General features: G+C 32.4%; 19 protein-coding genes. 15 read left to right on the top strand and 4 right to left on the bottom strand.

Translation table 11 applies throughout. The annotated features are described in order from the left end of the window. Nucleotides 1–91 precede the first annotated feature (91 nt). Nucleotides 92–1,210 (top strand): pectate lyase family protein, encoded by a 1,119-nt coding sequence (locus QLQ96_RS13045; RefSeq protein ID WP_482491062.1) that lies wholly within the window; start codon nt 92–94, stop codon nt 1,208–1,210. Between the two features lie 175 nt (nt 1,211–1,385). On the opposite strand, the gene QLQ96_RS13040 is transcribed toward QLQ96_RS13045, so the two are convergent. The 3 genes from QLQ96_RS13040 to QLQ96_RS13030 form a co-directional block, all read right to left on the bottom strand. Further along, nucleotides 1,386–1,769 (bottom strand): DUF3037 domain-containing protein, encoded by a 384-nt coding sequence (locus QLQ96_RS13040; protein ID WP_379694095.1) that lies wholly within the window; start codon nt 1,767–1,769, stop codon nt 1,386–1,388. Further along, a complete protein-coding gene (locus tag QLQ96_RS13035) occupies nt 1,759–2,541 on the bottom strand; it encodes a HipA family kinase (RefSeq protein ID WP_482491061.1) in 783 nt (260 codons plus the stop codon). The genes QLQ96_RS13040 and QLQ96_RS13035 overlap by 11 nt, the downstream gene beginning before the upstream one ends. A gap of 386 nt (nt 2,542–2,927) precedes the next feature. Further along, a complete protein-coding gene (locus QLQ96_RS13030; RefSeq protein ID WP_482491060.1) occupies nt 2,928–3,776 on the bottom strand; it encodes an NAD(P)H-hydrate dehydratase in 849 nt (282 codons plus the stop codon). 231 nt (nt 3,777–4,007) lie between these two features. Here QLQ96_RS13030 and gcvT point away from each other — a divergent pair, with 231 nt between their 5' ends. From gcvT to QLQ96_RS12960, 14 genes are all read left to right on the top strand, one after another. Then, nucleotides 4,008–5,090: a glycine cleavage system aminomethyltransferase GcvT gene (gcvT, locus tag QLQ96_RS13025; protein ID WP_482491059.1), complete on the top strand. Its 1,083-nt coding sequence runs from the start codon at nt 4,008–4,010 to the stop codon at nt 5,088–5,090. Nucleotides 5,091–5,288: 198 nt separating this feature from the next. Further along, entirely contained in the window at nt 5,289–7,325 is a 2,037-nt protein-coding gene (locus QLQ96_RS13020) for a S41 family peptidase (protein ID WP_482491058.1), read from the top strand. Between the two features lie 593 nt (nt 7,326–7,918). Then, complete coding sequence (locus QLQ96_RS13015) at nt 7,919–8,632, top strand: YebC/PmpR family DNA-binding transcriptional regulator (protein ID WP_026729302.1); 714 nt, start codon at nt 7,919–7,921, stop codon at nt 8,630–8,632. 76 nt (nt 8,633–8,708) lie between these two features. Beyond that, a complete protein-coding gene (locus QLQ96_RS13010; protein WP_482491057.1) occupies nt 8,709–9,113 on the top strand; it encodes a hypothetical protein in 405 nt (134 codons plus the stop codon). Between the two features lie 168 nt (nt 9,114–9,281). Next, nucleotides 9,282–9,806: a hypothetical protein gene (locus QLQ96_RS13005; RefSeq protein WP_482491056.1), complete on the top strand. Its 525-nt coding sequence runs from the start codon at nt 9,282–9,284 to the stop codon at nt 9,804–9,806. A 48-nt stretch (nt 9,807–9,854) separates the two neighbouring features. After that, the gene (locus QLQ96_RS13000) at nt 9,855–10,235 is read left to right on the top strand and encodes a hypothetical protein (protein ID WP_482491055.1); all 381 of its coding nucleotides are present in this window, start codon (nt 9,855–9,857) and stop codon (nt 10,233–10,235) included. Between the two features lie 5 nt (nt 10,236–10,240). Then, nucleotides 10,241–10,813: an SUKH-3 domain-containing protein gene (locus QLQ96_RS12995; RefSeq protein ID WP_482491054.1), complete on the top strand. Its 573-nt coding sequence runs from the start codon at nt 10,241–10,243 to the stop codon at nt 10,811–10,813. 27 nt (nt 10,814–10,840) lie between these two features. Next, nucleotides 10,841–11,536, top strand: a complete 696-nt coding sequence (locus tag QLQ96_RS12990) for a hypothetical protein (RefSeq protein ID WP_482491053.1) — start codon at nt 10,841–10,843, stop codon at nt 11,534–11,536. Then, on the top strand, nt 11,529–12,029 hold the full coding sequence (locus QLQ96_RS12985; protein WP_482491052.1) for a hypothetical protein: 501 nt from the start codon (nt 11,529–11,531) through the stop codon (nt 12,027–12,029). Before QLQ96_RS12990 ends, QLQ96_RS12985 begins: the two co-directional genes overlap by 8 nt. A 59-nt stretch (nt 12,030–12,088) precedes the next feature. After that, nucleotides 12,089–12,331 carry a hypothetical protein gene (locus QLQ96_RS12980; RefSeq protein ID WP_482491051.1) on the top strand — a complete coding sequence of 81 codons (243 nt, stop codon included), beginning with the start codon at nt 12,089–12,091 and terminating at the stop codon, nt 12,329–12,331. Next, nucleotides 12,331–12,771 carry a hypothetical protein gene (locus QLQ96_RS12975; protein WP_482491050.1) on the top strand — a complete coding sequence of 147 codons (441 nt, stop codon included), beginning with the start codon at nt 12,331–12,333 and terminating at the stop codon, nt 12,769–12,771. The genes QLQ96_RS12980 and QLQ96_RS12975 overlap by 1 nt, the downstream gene beginning before the upstream one ends. Nucleotides 12,772–12,854: 83 nt before the next feature. Next, on the top strand, nt 12,855–13,064 hold the full coding sequence (locus tag QLQ96_RS12970) for a hypothetical protein (RefSeq protein WP_482491049.1): 210 nt from the start codon (nt 12,855–12,857) through the stop codon (nt 13,062–13,064). 94 nt (nt 13,065–13,158) lie between these two features. Then, nucleotides 13,159–13,611 carry a hypothetical protein gene (locus QLQ96_RS12965; protein ID WP_482491048.1) on the top strand — a complete coding sequence of 151 codons (453 nt, stop codon included), beginning with the start codon at nt 13,159–13,161 and terminating at the stop codon, nt 13,609–13,611. Between the two features lie 58 nt (nt 13,612–13,669). After that, complete coding sequence (locus tag QLQ96_RS12960) at nt 13,670–14,032, top strand: hypothetical protein (protein WP_482491047.1); 363 nt, start codon at nt 13,670–13,672, stop codon at nt 14,030–14,032. A gap of 152 nt (nt 14,033–14,184) precedes the next feature. Here the strand turns inward: QLQ96_RS12960 and QLQ96_RS12955 are convergent, their stop codons facing one another. Beyond that, a complete protein-coding gene (locus QLQ96_RS12955) occupies nt 14,185–15,093 on the bottom strand; it encodes a LamG domain-containing protein (RefSeq protein WP_482491046.1) in 909 nt (302 codons plus the stop codon). Between the last annotated feature and the right edge of the window lie 52 nt (nt 15,094–15,145).

Genomic DNA, 15,145 nt, shown 5'->3' with positions numbered 1-15,145 from the left:
TTTTTTCAAAAGTTTGAACTTGTTCAACTTTTTTCCTACAAATAATATTGAGTTTTGCGCTGTTAAACATTTATAAAAACCCAAATTTATTATGAACTTAAAAACAAAACTTTCAATGTTCGCGGCAACATTGATTTTAGGATTTACAGCATGTAATTCTGAAGAAATCGCTTCGAACACAGAAGCAAGCACTCAACCAGCAAACGAAGTTGCTATTGATGCTTCAATTACTAACCCGACAGCTAAAATCGGAAACTGTGCTGAGGTTCCAGGATGGGCTTCACAAAACGGCGGTACAACTGGTGGTGGTTCTGCTGCTGAAACTACAGTTACAACTTACGCTCAGTTGAAATCGGCTATCGAAAGCTCTTCAGTAAAAGTGATTAAAGTTTCTGGAACAATCACTGTTACTACAAGATTGTCTTTTCAAGATCAAACTGGAAAAACAATTTATGGTGCTAACGGAGCAAAATTGGTTTCTACTAACCAAACAAAAGATGCTTCTGGAATCATCAATATTAAAAGATGTAAAAACATCATCATCAGAAACTTGATTTTTGAAGGTCCAGGTGCTTACGACACAGACGGATGGGATAATGCTATTCTAGACGAATGTACAAACGTATGGGTGGATCACTGCGAATTTAGAGATGGTGTTGACGGAAACTTCGACATCAAAAATAAATCAGATTATATTTCTGTTACCTATTCTAAATTCCACTATTTAAAACCACCAAAAGCTGGAGGTTCAGGAGGATCAGACGATCACAGATATTCTAACTTAATTGGTTCAAGCGACGGTGCAACTGCTGACCGTGGTAAATTGAGAATCACTTTTGCAAGATGCTGGTGGGCTCCAGGTTGTAAAGAAAGAATGCCTAGAGTTCGTTTTGGAAAAGTGCATATTGTTAATAGTTTATTTAACAGTACAGTAAGTAACAAATGTGTTGCAGCAGGTTTTGAAGCAAATATTTTTGTTGAAAGCAACGTTTTTGAAGGTGTAAAAACACCAATTGATTTAATGAGTGGTTATACTGCTGTTACAGCAACAGATAACGTTTTTACAAACACATCAGGAAATCAAGCAGGAAGCGGAACGGCTTTTACACCTCCTTATTCTATTGTAAAATTGGCTAAAACTGCAGTTAAAGCTGATATTTCTGCAAATGCAGGACCTACTTTAGGAGGTAATGTTTGTGGTTCATTTTAATTGAACTGCAAGAAAAAGAATGAGTTAGTTTAGTTTTAAAACCACGGATTGCAGAAATGTAATTCGTGGTTTTTTAGTTTTTGTTTTGTTTAAAGTTTCAAGTTGTAGTTTCTTTGGCCAGTTACTTGAGCTTATAAACCTCTGAACCTTTGCTCCTATATCCCTTTGAAACTTATTAAAGAACTAATTCTTCAAATAAACGCTGAATGGTTTTCTCTAAATCTTCACACAAACCCGGATGAGGTCTGGAAGTTTGAATCGCAGAACTTCTAATAGCTGTTAACCATCTAAATCGTTCTGGAATCTCAAATTCTGCAATTGGACCGCCATCTTTTGCTCCGTTGGCAATTTTTACCAGTGAAGTTAAATTACATTCTAGCTGTTCGATATCGAAATCGGCAGAAAGGGCTTGTATTTTTTCTTTATTCAAATGAAAAAGAACCTTTATAAATTTAGCTTTTTTACAAAACAAAATGATTCCGATATTCAGGAATTCTTCGCGCTCTACCCTTGGCACAACACGAATCACAGCATATTCGTATAAGTGATTATCTTGCATTTTGAGCCTGGTTTACAAAAATTTCTGAATTCTCTAATCTTGTCTTTAAAAACTGCAAATACACGTTTCGCAATCCTTCTGGAGTTTCATCTGCATCTTCCCATTGTAACCAATCTAACGGAATTGTATTTACAATTTGTTCTAATACTTCTAGCGTTAAAATCGTTTTAAATTCGGCATCAACTTCTGCTAAAAGTGAAGCCTGAGGCAATAAAACATGATCCTTTATTAATGCAAACGGACTTTTGGCATGCTGTTCCCAGTTGTTCCAAGAATGGTGAAAGTATAAACAAGCTCCGTGGTCAATCAGCCATAATTCTTTATGCCAGATTAGCATGTTGGTATTTCTAAAAGTTCGGTCAACATTAGTAATATACGCATCTAACCAAACAATCTGTGAAGCCAGTTTCGCATCTACAGTTGTTACAGCAGGATCAAAAGTGATTGCACCTGATAAAAAGTGAAGCGCCAAGTTTAATCCCTGACTTCCTTGCAATAAATCCTGAATTTCTTCGTCACCTTCCGTTCTTCCGAAAGCTTCGTCAAGATTGGCGAAAACTAGTTCTGGCAATTGTAGTTTTAAAGCTTTTGCGATTTGTCCACCTACAAGTTCGGCGATTAGGGCTTTTACGCCGTGTCCGGCACCTCTAAATTTTAAAACGTATTTAAAATCATCATCGGCTTCTGCTAGGGCTGGCAAAGAACCGCCTTCGCGTAGTGGGGTTATATAACGGGTAACGTTTACCGTTCTGAGATCGAAGTTGTTTTTCATTTTTTAAAGATTCAAAGATGCTAAGGAACTGAGTTGCTAAGTTTCTAATCTTTGAGAATACAAACTTACGTTTTTTTGATTTTAGATTTTAGTCCCAAAACTTCAGAATAGATTTAGATTTTTTTTCTAATTGCAAAATTATTTCACGCAGATTAAAAATGATTTAAGATGATTTTTTATTCTTAATTTTTTTCCACGCAGATTTTGCAGATTCAGCAGATTTATTCTTGTTTTATGTCTTCCTGAGCGAAGTCGAAGGATCGCAAAGTTTTTCTGCAAAAGTTAATTTCTTTGTCGAGCTACTTATAATCCTTCGACTTCGCTCAGAGGACAAACGGTTAGTTGAAAAATTTTCTAATTTTCTAATTGCCTAATTGACACATTTTCTAATTATCTAATTCAAGAAAAGCTTTTCCAAGATATTTAATAATAGTTGAAGCTGTAAAAGATTCGTAGCCTGTTTTTGGGAGAGCCAAATCTGCTGTTAATCCGTGGAGGTAGACGCCTAGTTTGGAGGCATATTTTGGTTCGTAGCCTTGCGCTAAAAAACTTGTCAGGATTCCAGTTAGGACGTCGCCGCTTCCTGCTGTTGCAAGTGCAGCATTTCCGCTTGTATTTTCGTAAACTGAAGTTCTGTTTATAATGAATGTCGGTGCGCCTTTCATGACGATAATAACTTTGTATTTTTCTGAAAAAGCAATTGTTTTCTGGAATTTCTCAGCTTCTGAATTCCATTTTCCGATTAGGCGTTCTAGTTCTTTTGGATGAGGTGTTAAAATTGTGTCTTCTGGAACTAATTCTAACCAAGATAAGTTTTCTGAAATTATATTTAAAGCATCGGCATCGATCACTAAAGGCGCTTTATTTATTCTTAGAAATTCAAATAAGGCTTTTTGTGTTCCGAGCTCCTTTCCTATTCCTGGTCCTATTCCGACGGCTTGCGGAATTATGGGCAGATGTATATTGGTAATGAAATTGGTATTTTCGTCGGTTACCGTCATTACTTCTGGAATGGAGATTTGAAGTATTTGATAACCGCATTTGGGAATAAAAGTCGTTACGAGTCCGCAACCTGATTTTAGACAGGATTTTGAAGCTAGAACTCCTGCACCAATTTTTCCGTAGCTTCCAGCAATAATCACCGCATGACCTTGTGTTCCTTTATGGGTTTTAGGATTTATAGGTTTGTATAATTTCTGAATTTCTTCTTTATTGATTAAATACGTTGATTTCATCTGAACGATTTTATACAATAAAATTACATAAAAAATTGAAAACCTGAATTTTCTTTTGAAACTGTCTCTCTAGCCCTGATAGTAGCGGCATCCTTTTTGTCCGCCGCGGCGGACAAAAGATATAGCGGATAGCAGGAAATAGCTCCTAATTATTGCGAAATTTATAATTTAAGACATTCAAATTCGATATTTTTTGAATAGATTTGCAAAACAATTTTATAAAACAACACAATGAAAAATACTGCGCTTACGCACATACATGAAGGTTTAGGAGCGAAAATGCTTCCTTTTGCGGGTTATAATATGCCTATTACTTATGAAGGGGTTAATGCTGAACACGAAACAGTTCGTAACAGCGTAGGAGTTTTTGATGTTTCGCACATGGGCGAATTTTTGTTTACGGGTCCAAATGCTTTGGCTTTGATTCAGAAAGTGACTTCAAATGATGCGTCGACTTTGACAATTGGAAGAGCACAATATTCTTGTCTTCCTAATAATGAAGGCGGAATTGTGGACGATTTGATTATTTATAAAATGAAAGAAGAAGAGTATTTACTAGTTGTAAATGCTTCGAATATTGAAAAAGACTGGAACTGGATTTCTTCTCACAATGATTTGGGAGTTGATATGAAGAATCTTTCTGACGAATATTCTTTATTAGCGATTCAAGGGCCAAAAGCGGTTGAAGCTATGCAGTCTTTGACTTCTGTTGATTTGTCTGCAATTACATACTACCATTTTGAAGTTGCGGATTTTGCTGGATTCAGTGATGTTATTATTTCTGCTACTGGTTATACAGGTTCTGGCGGATTTGAAATTTACTGCAAAAATGCAGATGCTGAAGCAATTTGGAATAAAGTTTTTGAAGCTGGAGCTTCTTACGGAATTAAACCTATTGGTCTTGCGGCGCGTGACACTTTACGTTTGGAGATGGGATTCTGCCTTTACGGAAATGATATTAACGATACTACTTCTCCGCTTGAAGCTGGTTTAGGATGGATTACAAAATTTACAAAGGATTTTACTAATTCTGAAGCGTTTAAAAAACAAAAAGAAGCTGGTGTTACAAAAAAATTAGTTGCTTTTGAAATGCAAGAGCGTGCAGTGCCAAGACACGATTACGAAATTGTTGATGGTTCTGGAGCGGTAATCGGAATTGTAACTTCTGGAACAATGTCGCCTTCTATGAATAAAGGAATTGGTTTAGGATATGTTACAACTGCCAACAGCGCGGTTGATAGCGATGTTTTTATTAGAATCAGAAAAAATGATGTTCCTGCGAAAGTGGTAAAACTGCCATTCTACAAGAAATAATTTTTATAGAAATAAATTAGAAAATGCGTTACGTTGGTAACGCATTTTTTGTTTTTAGAGAAATCTACTTTTGGCGATTTTTTTTGAGGTTTGTTCGTTTAACGGTTAAATACTTTTTGTCGTCGATTTTTTGAAAAAAATACTACAATTTGTAAAAAAATTAGTGTAACTTTAATCATGAACCATGAATTTCCATTTATGAAAAAGATTTCACTACTCCTTTTTTTGCTGACATCAACTATATCTTTTGGTCAGAACAGCGCAAAAACTTGTGAAATATTAAACAAAATAAATGCGCTTATTCAAGAAGAACACTTGAGGCCAAAACCTGTTGATGACAGCCTTTCAGTGTTTGTTTTTGACAATCTCATAAATGAACTAGATCCTTCTCGCAATATCTTTTTTAAAAGCGAATATGAAGAAATGGCTCAGAAATATCGTTATAATTTGGATAATTTGATCCTAAAAAAAGACTGCAGTTTCCTTACCGACATTAATTCCAAATACGTAAATGGACTTATACGCACTAAAAAAGTTTTAGAAAAAATTCAGACCATTCCGATTGATTACAATAAGAAAGACACCATTCGTTTTTATAAAAAATCTTTTGCCTTCTATTTAAAAAAAGAAGATATGGAAAAGGTTTGGATGAAAAAACTGCGTTACCAAATCTTAGATGATATTGCTGAAACGAGCGAAAATTTAGATTCTTTAAAAACCAATTTTAAGTCTCTTGAACAGGCTTCAAAAAATCGAATCCTTACAAATGAAATCTGTCGTTTTAGTACGCTTATAGATTCTAATACGAAACAGGAGGAAAAACTATATAATTTCTTCTGCACGTATTTTGATCCGCATACGGCTTATTTTAGCGATGATTCTAAAACAAGTTTTGTTGCTTCGTTATCTAAAGAACACTTGTCGCTTGGTATGACGGTTAATTTGAATGATAAAAATGAAATTATTATTGATGAGGTAGATCCAAACGGACCTGCTTATCAAACTGGACAAATAAAAAAAGGCGATCAGATTATTTCAATTTCTAATCAGAAAGAAACGCTTCAGGTTTCTTGCGCTTCGTTAGAATCAATATCATCTATGATTTTATCTGAAAATAATAAGCATATTACGCTTACTTTAAAACGCAATTCAGGCAAAAGTTTTGATGTTTATATCGAAAAGCAAATGATGAAAGATGAAGAAAATTCCGTTTTCAGTTTCATTATTGGCAAAGACAGCAAAATTGGCTACGTAAAAATTCCGAGTTTTTATGCAGACCTTGACGGCACCAGCAGAAAAGGTTGTGCAGATGATGTTGGCCGCGAAGTTATTAAACTGCAAAGAGACAGTATAAAAGGACTTGTAATTGATCTTATTGACAATGGCGGCGGTTCTATGGAAGAGGCTATAAAATTGGCAGGAATGTTTGTTGATTATGGTCCGCTTTCGATTGTTGTTGATAACAAAAAAGAGAAATCTGTAATTAATGATCCTTTTAAAGGTGTTATCTACAGAGGACCGATTGTGGTATTGGTAAACAGTAATACAGCTTCTGCAAGTGAGTTTTTTGCTTCTATCATGCAAGATTACAACCGGGCACTTTTGTTGGGAAGCAATACACTTGGAAAAGCCACTATGCAGACAATTCTTCCGCTGGAAGACGAAAAAAGCACTGATTTCTTAAAAATTACAATCAATAAATTTTACAGAATAACGGGCAAAAGCCATCAATATATTGGAGTAAAACCAGATGTTGTGCTTCCTGAATTTTACGAAGACATTTATCAAAAAGAAAGTGATTTTCCGACGGCGATGAAAAATGACAGCATAGAGCCTTTCTTAAAATATAAAACTTATGTCAAGCGAAATTTAATTGATAAAATTGCCAAAAACAGTTCGGCTAGATTATCGGACAATTACTTTTTTGACAATATTAAAAAAATCAATCTTAAAATTGATCAACTTGTAAATACTCCGAAAGCGGAGATTCCACTAACATTAGATTCTGTTTTCAATCAGAAAAAAACACTAAGTGCGCTTTGGAAAGAGATCAATACTTTTAATGACGAAAATAATCCGCTTGACGTTTATAACTCTAGTGTTAATCAGTTTCTTCTAGGCGCTTATCCGAATGACAAAACGATTAATCAATATCAAATGGATAATCTTAAAACAAATCCGTACCTCAACGAAGCCGTAAATATCATTAACGAATTTAATGGAGGGAGTAAGTGATTTTAGATTTTAGATTTTTCAAAAATCACTTTGTTCTTTTTGTAGTTTGGTTTATTTAAAATGTAGCTTGCGAACTTTGTTTTAAAACATAGCCCAAGGTTTCAACCTTGGGGACGTATCGTATTTCAATCTTTGTGTACCCAAGGTTGAAACCTTGGGCTATGTTCTGAATAAATTGAGAAAGGATTATGTAAAAAGATTTTGAAGTTTCAAAAATCGCTTGGTTCTTTTTGGAGTTTAGTTTATTTAAAATCTAGCTTTACAAACTTTGTTTTAAAACATAGCCCAAGGTTTCAACCTTGGGGACGTATCGTATTTCAATCTTTGTGTACCCAAGGTTGAAACCTTGGGCTATGTTCTGAATAAATTCTGAAATGATTGCATTTAAAGCTTTTTTTATCTGTGTTAATCAATATAATCTGTGGCTAAATAAAATCTTTGCGAACTTCGCAGTAAAAGTCAAGGCAAACCAACTTGAAACCTGAAACTTGAAACTTAAAAAAACTCAAAAAACATTCTATAAAAAACAATTGTTTTGTTTTTGTAAAAATTAGGAAAACCGTATTTTTGCATCACAAAACTAAAAATTAGAAATGGGAAGAGCGTTCGAATTTAGAAAAGGAAGAAAAATGAAACGTTGGTCTGCGATGGCCAAAACATTTACCAGAATTGGTAAAGATATCGTAATGGCTGTTAAAGAAGGTGGGCCAAACCCAGATGCCAATTCTAGATTAAGAGCCGTTATACAAAATGCGAAAGCTGCAAACATGCCTAAGGATAATGTGGAGCGCGCAATCAAAAATGCAAGTAACAAAGATACTGCTAACTATAAAGAAATTTTGTTTGAAGGATACGCTCCTCACGGAATTGCAATCTTAATTGAAACTGCTTCTGATAACAACAACAGAACTGTAGCTAACATTCGCAGTTATTTTAACAAATGCAATGGAACAATGGGAACTCAAGGTTCTGTTGAGTTTATGTTTGACCACACTTGTAACTTCAGAATTGCCAATAACGGTCTTGATGCTGAGGAATTAGAATTAGAATTAATTGATTTTGGTGCTGAAGAGGTTTTTGAAGATGAAGACGGAATCTTAATCTACGCTCCTTTTGGAAGCTTTGGTGCTTTACAAAAAGAATTAGAGAATAGAGGTCTTGAAATTTTATCTTCTGGTTTTGAGCGTATTCCTCAAATCACAAAAGAATTAACTGAAGCTCAAATTGCTGACGTTGAAAAATTAATCGAAAAAATCGAAGAAGATGATGACGTAATGAACGTTTATCATACAATGAAAGAAGAATAGTCTTTCGATAAAATATATTTTTAAAAGCTCTGGATTTTTCTGGAGCTTTTTTTTATCATAACACAAATTCATAAAAATGATGGATTCTTACTTTAACAGATTTCAGAGTGGAATATTTGTAATCCTTAAATCACATAACAACCTATCTATTTATTTTGGAGAAAATTCTTGGTGGCTTTTAGACGATTGGGAAAATGAAATCCGCTACAATAAGTACTTGCAAGAAATAGAACCTTTGAAAATTGAATTTGAAAGTTTACATAATGCATTTAAAACTAAAAACTCCAATTTAGACAAAAGCACTTATAATAATTATCTTCCGAATTTGTATATTGATTTTGACAAAAAAGAACTTTATAGCAACTTTTTTGATCAAGCTCTAGAAAACAGAATTATTGAAGGTTGGAAAGGTATTTTTATAGAAAACCAAACTCAGTTTTTAGAATTAATTCCTGAAAACTGTAGGTATTGGAAAATATAAAAATTAAAGTTTTTAAAATCCATTCTGAATCAAAGCAAAAAAAGCAAAATTCACAAATCTTGTTCAGTTGGGATTTCCAAACTTTTGCTGTTTCAATTTGTTTTTAGTTTTAGTTTCGAATAAAAAATTATATTTGTTTCTATAGCTAATGACAATCAAATCTTCCAAATGAAACGAATAGAAAACTTCTACTGCATCCAATCTGTAAATTTTGAGGCAGATGTAGAGGGAATATGTTCAATTAAAACTGAATTGGTAAGACCTTCAATAAAAATATTAGATATAGAATATTCTGAGAAAAAAACTTATACAAGAGACTTAGTCGGTTATTCGACTCCTCCTTCTGATGAATATTTCACTTTGGACGAATTAATGTTTTTATCTCGAACATACGGATTCGAAATTGAAGAGCAATCGAATTCTAAAGGCTATTATCGGAGCATTTTAAAAATCCACAAACTCTATGACGGTCATGGTTATATAACTTTAATGGAGCTAGATGGAAAAGAATATTTAAGAATTGAATTTCTTCGCTGGCAATTTGATTGCCAACCAAGAGGAGCGGGAGAAGATATGTTGGGAGAAGATGTTAATTATATTCTCGGCATTTGGGAATCTCCATTGTTGACTGATGAAATAGTAGCAAAACTAAAAACATCTAGAGGAACATATTATAAGGAAATAACCCTTTAATAAAATAATCGTAATAGACTCTAACACTTCTATTCTTTATTGCCAATTATGACCAAAATTTCAATTATAAAAAAAATACAATTAGGAACACATTCATTTCCTATTGAAAATCCTAATTCTGAATTAAGCTTTAATTTTTATTGCGGAAATGGAGAGATCAAACATCAGGTTTTTATTTCATTAGAAAACTCCCATTTATTAAGTTCGCTAATTCAAAATGGCGAGCTGTCAAATCTTGATTTGGCTCAAAATAATGTGGATAAATTTCAAAATTTGGAAGATCAAGGCAGAGTTTTTTCATACAGATATCAATTCTATAATTCTAAAGAATGCAATAACGATTATCTTATAATTTTTGATATTAATGAATATCGTGATTATTATAGCATTTTTGTATATGGCGTTTTACAGATTGAAAAGCAATATTGAATTTTATGGACAAAAAAGAATTATTTAAAACTACACTTATCAATGCTGGATGGTATGAAGGGAGAAGTATAAAGAGTGAAATTGAAAATACTCCTCTTTATAAAATGCTTCCACCAAAGGTTCAAGATTTTTATTGTGAATTTGGCGGTCTGACACTTCATGCTGAAAACAAACTAGAAACGATGAAGATCCATGTCAAATTTTTTAACAATCCTAAAGCAATAGAATATTACGTGCCAAACACTTATAAGATAGGAGATGAAATTGATTTCAAAAATGATTATCTTGATTATTATTATTCAACATTAATTGGCACTCAATTGTATGAAATAGCAGGATTAATCGAAAATAATACAGTTCTTATGGATGAAAATGGCAATTTTTATATCATCGATTTTATACCACAATTTACTTGGGTTTCAAATACTGTTTTTGATGCTCTTACCAAAATAGTAGTAGGCTCAGCGTATATGTACATTTTAAATGAACACACCATGAAATGGATGCCTCCAGTTGGAAAAGAATTACCTCATCCTTTACCTATTAATCCATTGTTTGAAGATAATCCTTGGGGCTAATAATTATTTAAATGAATTTTAAAATCCATGATTCAACTAAAGAAAATAGAAAAATTAGAACCTCATAAAATTCTAAACAAAAAAATAGAATTTGTTTCTATGGGTTGGGAAGAACCTAATAGAGGACAGGAAATTGCTTATTATAGTTTGAAAATTGATGGAATTGATAAAACCAAAGAATTGTTTTTAGAAAACACAATTCAATGTGTTATAAATGAAAAAATTGAAACGAAACATCCTACCAAAAATTTTGCATTCATTCCTAACAAGGATTTCCTTTTGATGAATACTCTAGACTTTATCAAAACTAGCTTAAAAGTATATTTTCGAGAAAACAAAAATACATTTCAAGACAGTTTGGTTGGAAGTTTCTTTTATCCAGAAAATCACTTATTGATCAATAAAAGGAGTTTGGTTTGGACCGATCTTCGAACTTTAGAAAACAAAAAAATAAAATTTGATGAAGATATAAGCATTGAATGGGCTTTTTTGATTAATCCGAATCAAATTCAAGTTATTCAGGCTTATTCCAACAGCTATTTTATATATGATTTACAAGAGCAAAAGATTATTGAAAAAAGAAATATTGTCGACGAATCGCTTTATCCAGACATCTTTAGATGGATTTACAGGGGACAAGAATATCAATCTAATCAATTGCAAATGGAACTGATTCAGAAAAAAGAAGATAATTTTATTAGCACTTATTTTAAAAATGATTGATCAATTAGAAAAAATAACATCTCATTTCAATTCTAATCTAATTAAGAGAAGAATTGACGCTCAAATAAGCCAAAAACTTACTGATGAAGAAATTTTAATTATCTCGCAAATCGGATTGCCAAATGGTATTTTGGATTTCCAATTTACTGACGATCTTTATGCTTTATCAGAATCAGAAATTATAATTGGAAAGACAATTTCTAATAACAATCTGATCTTAAACTTAAAGTCGAGAGAAATAAGAAGAGACGACCAGCTTTTTATTTCGAAATCGCTTAAAAATTTGCTCTTGCAACTATACATTTATGATTCTTTATGGGAAATTGATATTCCGCAACAAAAGTTTGGCAACTATCGAGAAGATAAAAACCATAAGAAGTATGCAAAATTTTTAGAAACAGAATTGCTAAAAATAGATGAAAATATTTTAAAAAGCGACAACGGATTGTGGACATCATTAATAGAAGATATTGAATTTGGTATTGTTGGCTAAAAATTAAGTAATATGCGCAATAAAAATTGGTGTTTTAAAAAACCGAATAATCTTTAATTATGGAAGAGCGAAAGCTTTGGATAAAGGCTGAGGAAAATTTCAGAAACGACATCAATTCTCTGATTTCTTGCCCAAATTGCAAAAAAGGAAGTTTCTTTGCCGTAGATATTGCTTTTGATGAAAAGAACATCCTTAATGGAGGCGAACGTTATATAAAATGTACTCATTGCGAAAAATTTGAAGTAGTTTTATATCGCAAAATGATACCAAAAAATTGGTATTCGAAAAACATAGAATTGTAATGACACTGATTGATATTGAATTTGAAAATAATTTAAAATTCTTCAATTATTTTTTTTTTGATGGCTTAAAATTGCATCAGGTAATTGATCAATATTTTGATTGGTTACCTTCCTCAGATTATGCTATATGGAACAATGCTTTTGTAGAAGTAAACACTAAACGAATTTATATTATAAAGGAAAATGTGAAGGTTTTATCTACTTTCAAATTCTATAGCAAAGAAGAACTCGAATCATTATCTTCAAAATACAATCTTCAAATCAAAGAAGAAAATGGAGTTTATTATTCTTGCACGGAAATACACAACACAAGCCAATTTGAAATTTCTGAAAATGATGAGCTAATTGTCATTTACTGCACTCTGGGTAGTTATGGACCTGAAAGCATTTTTATTTATGGTGTTTACGAAAAACAGCAAGGTTCTATGCAACTATTTTAACTCATTTTAAACTAAGTCTGAACGCCTTAAAAGATATCATTTCGATTATATTTGCAACACCTCAAATAAAATTTAAACTAAAAATGCAAACATCAAAAATCACACGAATTGCTGTAATAGTACTTGTTCTTTTATTCTTAGTCTTAAGTGTAATTAGCTGCAGTACGCATACACATAACCACAGCCATGCACCTGCGCCTTCTGGTAAAAAAATACCGCCAGGACAAGCCAAAAAAATGAATGGAGACAAAAGTGCAAAAGCTTACGCTCCCGGTCAGCAGAAAAAGAGATAAAACCAAAAAGCCTTCTGAAATTCGGAAGGCTTTTTCTTTTGCAATAAATATAATTTTAACTTAGCATTCAGGAGAACCCCACTAACTAAGCAAAATGAGAATATCAGACTTAAAAATTAAAATAATTCCTTTTCAAGAAGATAATTATGTTGAACATCACAATTACTTGATTGGGAGAATTTTGAACTTTCAGCCTATTTCTAATGAAGGATCTAATAATATCATTCAAAATAAAGACAATATAGATTATAACTCAACTGGATTTAATGCTTATTGCAATAAATTACTAAATGATGAAGAACTCGAGCTTATAGTTAAAAAAGGCGTACTTACAGGCAAAATATCTGGTATAAACTCTGTTTACAGTACATGTCCAGATTTTATTTTTAGCGAATTAGTTGAGTCTACAAACAAAACTATTAGAAAAGGGCACATAAACGAAATAATATGGCATGGTAAAGATGAAGACTTTAAGTATGTAATAAACGACCTGAAAGGAAAAAAAATCTCTAAATTATTTAGTTCTAAAGACCTTATAAAAAAATAAATTAAGCATTATTTCTAAAGAAATTCCAACTACAAATCTCAACCATAAACTAAATAACATGCATGAAATAACAGCAGAAAGAATCAATCAATTTCTTTTTAAAAACAATGGCTTTTTAATAAAATATCACAATAAAGAAGGTATAGATCTTATACTATTAGATGAATTATATGAGATTTTGGAAGAATTAAAAAAGGATTGGAAAAATAAAAAAGAGGTGCCCAAAGATATTTTGTATTATTTGATGATGATAGTGCCAGGATTATATTGTGATTTAGAGTTGTATAGAGAAGATGAAATACAACATTACACCTACGATGAAATGATTTATAATTTAAGTGTTGCAATAGAAATTTGCTTAAGTCCAAATCCTGATAATAATCCACATTTTAATACTCCCCTTAAAGAACTTGGTTTTTAAAAAGAAAACGCTTTAGCAAAATGAAAGTTACACATCTTTAAAAAGTAAAAATTATTGTAGTCTGTTTAAGTTCTAGCAATTTACTAAACTAAAAACAAAAGCCTTCTGAAAATTTCAAAAGGCTTTTTTAATATCACAACAACATGAAAATTTTACTTTTTCGGACTTGTATTGATCACCTTAATCAAATAAGTGCCTTCAGGCAAATCACCAATATTAGAGGCATTGGCACTCATTATCTGTTTCCCTTGAGAAAAAACTTCAATAGTTTTGCCGTTGTTTTTACTAGTTTCAGGGGCAGCTACAGGGGCAGAAGTTTTTGCAATTGGAGCAACAGCTTTTTTTGAAACATTTGGAGCCGCAGAGTTTGAAACAGATGCTGTTTCTGTAGCAGTCATGCCATTTGCTTTCGAACTAATATAAGCCTCTAAAACCTGTTCGTCTGTCATGGCAACACTATATAATCTTAATTCATCAATATCTGCATTGATACTCGTTGAGGTATTTAGTTTTCCTAAATTTAAAATATAACCTTTTGACAAGCGCTGAATTCCGTCTGCAGATTTTAATAATTCGCCATTACGATAAATTTTTGAAACATTTCCATCATAAGTCACACTGTAGAAATACCAGGTATCTTTTATCAGCGGAACTGAAACTATGACATTATTTGTATCTCCCCATCCTACCAAGCTCAAATCTGAACTACTTCCTACTACCGGCTGTTGTATTAATCCGAAATATTGTCCATTTACAGCAGCTCCATAACCAAAAATATAATTTGGAACATTTACCGCATTAAATTTTACCCAAACTGACATTGTTTTCGGTTTATTATCCTGCGGAAGCTCGCCAACTACGGCCTGATAAGCTTTATTTGTAAGTCGCAAAGCGCTTCTAGGGCTTCCCATTCTGTCGTTTACAAAAATTGGAGCACCTAAAAATGAAATAGAATTATCAGTACTGCTTAAATTTCCATTGAAATTAAATTCCTGAATCGGATTTTGCGCATTCGCAGTTAAAAAATTTACAAACATTAAAGTGAGTAATATTTTTTTCATAGTTATAACTTTTATCAGAATAGTTTTATTTTAAGGCAAATAGCAATTGATT

The sequence above is a fragment of the Flavobacterium sp. B167r genome (genome assembly GCF_056824315.1).
The sequence above is the reverse complement of the archived record's forward strand: the minus strand, read 5'-3'. Positions and strand labels throughout refer to the sequence as shown.

What these genes read in the sequence shown, in the direction of transcription:
- QLQ96_RS13045 (WP_482491062.1), top strand. Translation starts at nt 92, where the DNA reads ATGAACTTAAAAACAAAACTTTCAATGTTCGCGGCAACATTGATTTTA.
- QLQ96_RS13040 (WP_379694095.1), bottom strand. Translation starts at nt 1,769, where the DNA reads ATGCAAGATAATCACTTATACGAATATGCTGTGATTCGTGTTGTGCCA.
- QLQ96_RS13035 (WP_482491061.1), bottom strand. Translation starts at nt 2,541, where the DNA reads ATGAAAAACAACTTCGATCTCAGAACGGTAAACGTTACCCGTTATATA.
- QLQ96_RS13030 (WP_482491060.1), bottom strand. Translation starts at nt 3,776, where the DNA reads ATGAAATCAACGTATTTAATCAATAAAGAAGAAATTCAGAAATTATAC.
- gcvT (WP_482491059.1), top strand. Translation starts at nt 4,008, where the DNA reads ATGAAAAATACTGCGCTTACGCACATACATGAAGGTTTAGGAGCGAAA.
- QLQ96_RS13020 (WP_482491058.1), top strand. Translation starts at nt 5,289, where the DNA reads ATGAAAAAGATTTCACTACTCCTTTTTTTGCTGACATCAACTATATCT.
- QLQ96_RS13015 (WP_026729302.1), top strand. Translation starts at nt 7,919, where the DNA reads ATGGGAAGAGCGTTCGAATTTAGAAAAGGAAGAAAAATGAAACGTTGG.
- QLQ96_RS13010 (WP_482491057.1), top strand. Translation starts at nt 8,709, where the DNA reads ATGATGGATTCTTACTTTAACAGATTTCAGAGTGGAATATTTGTAATC.
- QLQ96_RS13005 (WP_482491056.1), top strand. Translation starts at nt 9,282, where the DNA reads ATGAAACGAATAGAAAACTTCTACTGCATCCAATCTGTAAATTTTGAG.
- QLQ96_RS13000 (WP_482491055.1), top strand. Translation starts at nt 9,855, where the DNA reads ATGACCAAAATTTCAATTATAAAAAAAATACAATTAGGAACACATTCA.
- QLQ96_RS12995 (WP_482491054.1), top strand. Translation starts at nt 10,241, where the DNA reads ATGGACAAAAAAGAATTATTTAAAACTACACTTATCAATGCTGGATGG.
- QLQ96_RS12990 (WP_482491053.1), top strand. Translation starts at nt 10,841, where the DNA reads ATGATTCAACTAAAGAAAATAGAAAAATTAGAACCTCATAAAATTCTA.
- QLQ96_RS12985 (WP_482491052.1), top strand. Translation starts at nt 11,529, where the DNA reads ATGATTGATCAATTAGAAAAAATAACATCTCATTTCAATTCTAATCTA.
- QLQ96_RS12980 (WP_482491051.1), top strand. Translation starts at nt 12,089, where the DNA reads ATGGAAGAGCGAAAGCTTTGGATAAAGGCTGAGGAAAATTTCAGAAAC.
- QLQ96_RS12975 (WP_482491050.1), top strand. Translation starts at nt 12,331, where the DNA reads ATGACACTGATTGATATTGAATTTGAAAATAATTTAAAATTCTTCAAT.
- QLQ96_RS12970 (WP_482491049.1), top strand. Translation starts at nt 12,855, where the DNA reads ATGCAAACATCAAAAATCACACGAATTGCTGTAATAGTACTTGTTCTT.
- QLQ96_RS12965 (WP_482491048.1), top strand. Translation starts at nt 13,159, where the DNA reads ATGAGAATATCAGACTTAAAAATTAAAATAATTCCTTTTCAAGAAGAT.
- QLQ96_RS12960 (WP_482491047.1), top strand. Translation starts at nt 13,670, where the DNA reads ATGCATGAAATAACAGCAGAAAGAATCAATCAATTTCTTTTTAAAAAC.
- QLQ96_RS12955 (WP_482491046.1), bottom strand. Translation starts at nt 15,093, where the DNA reads ATGAAAAAAATATTACTCACTTTAATGTTTGTAAATTTTTTAACTGCG.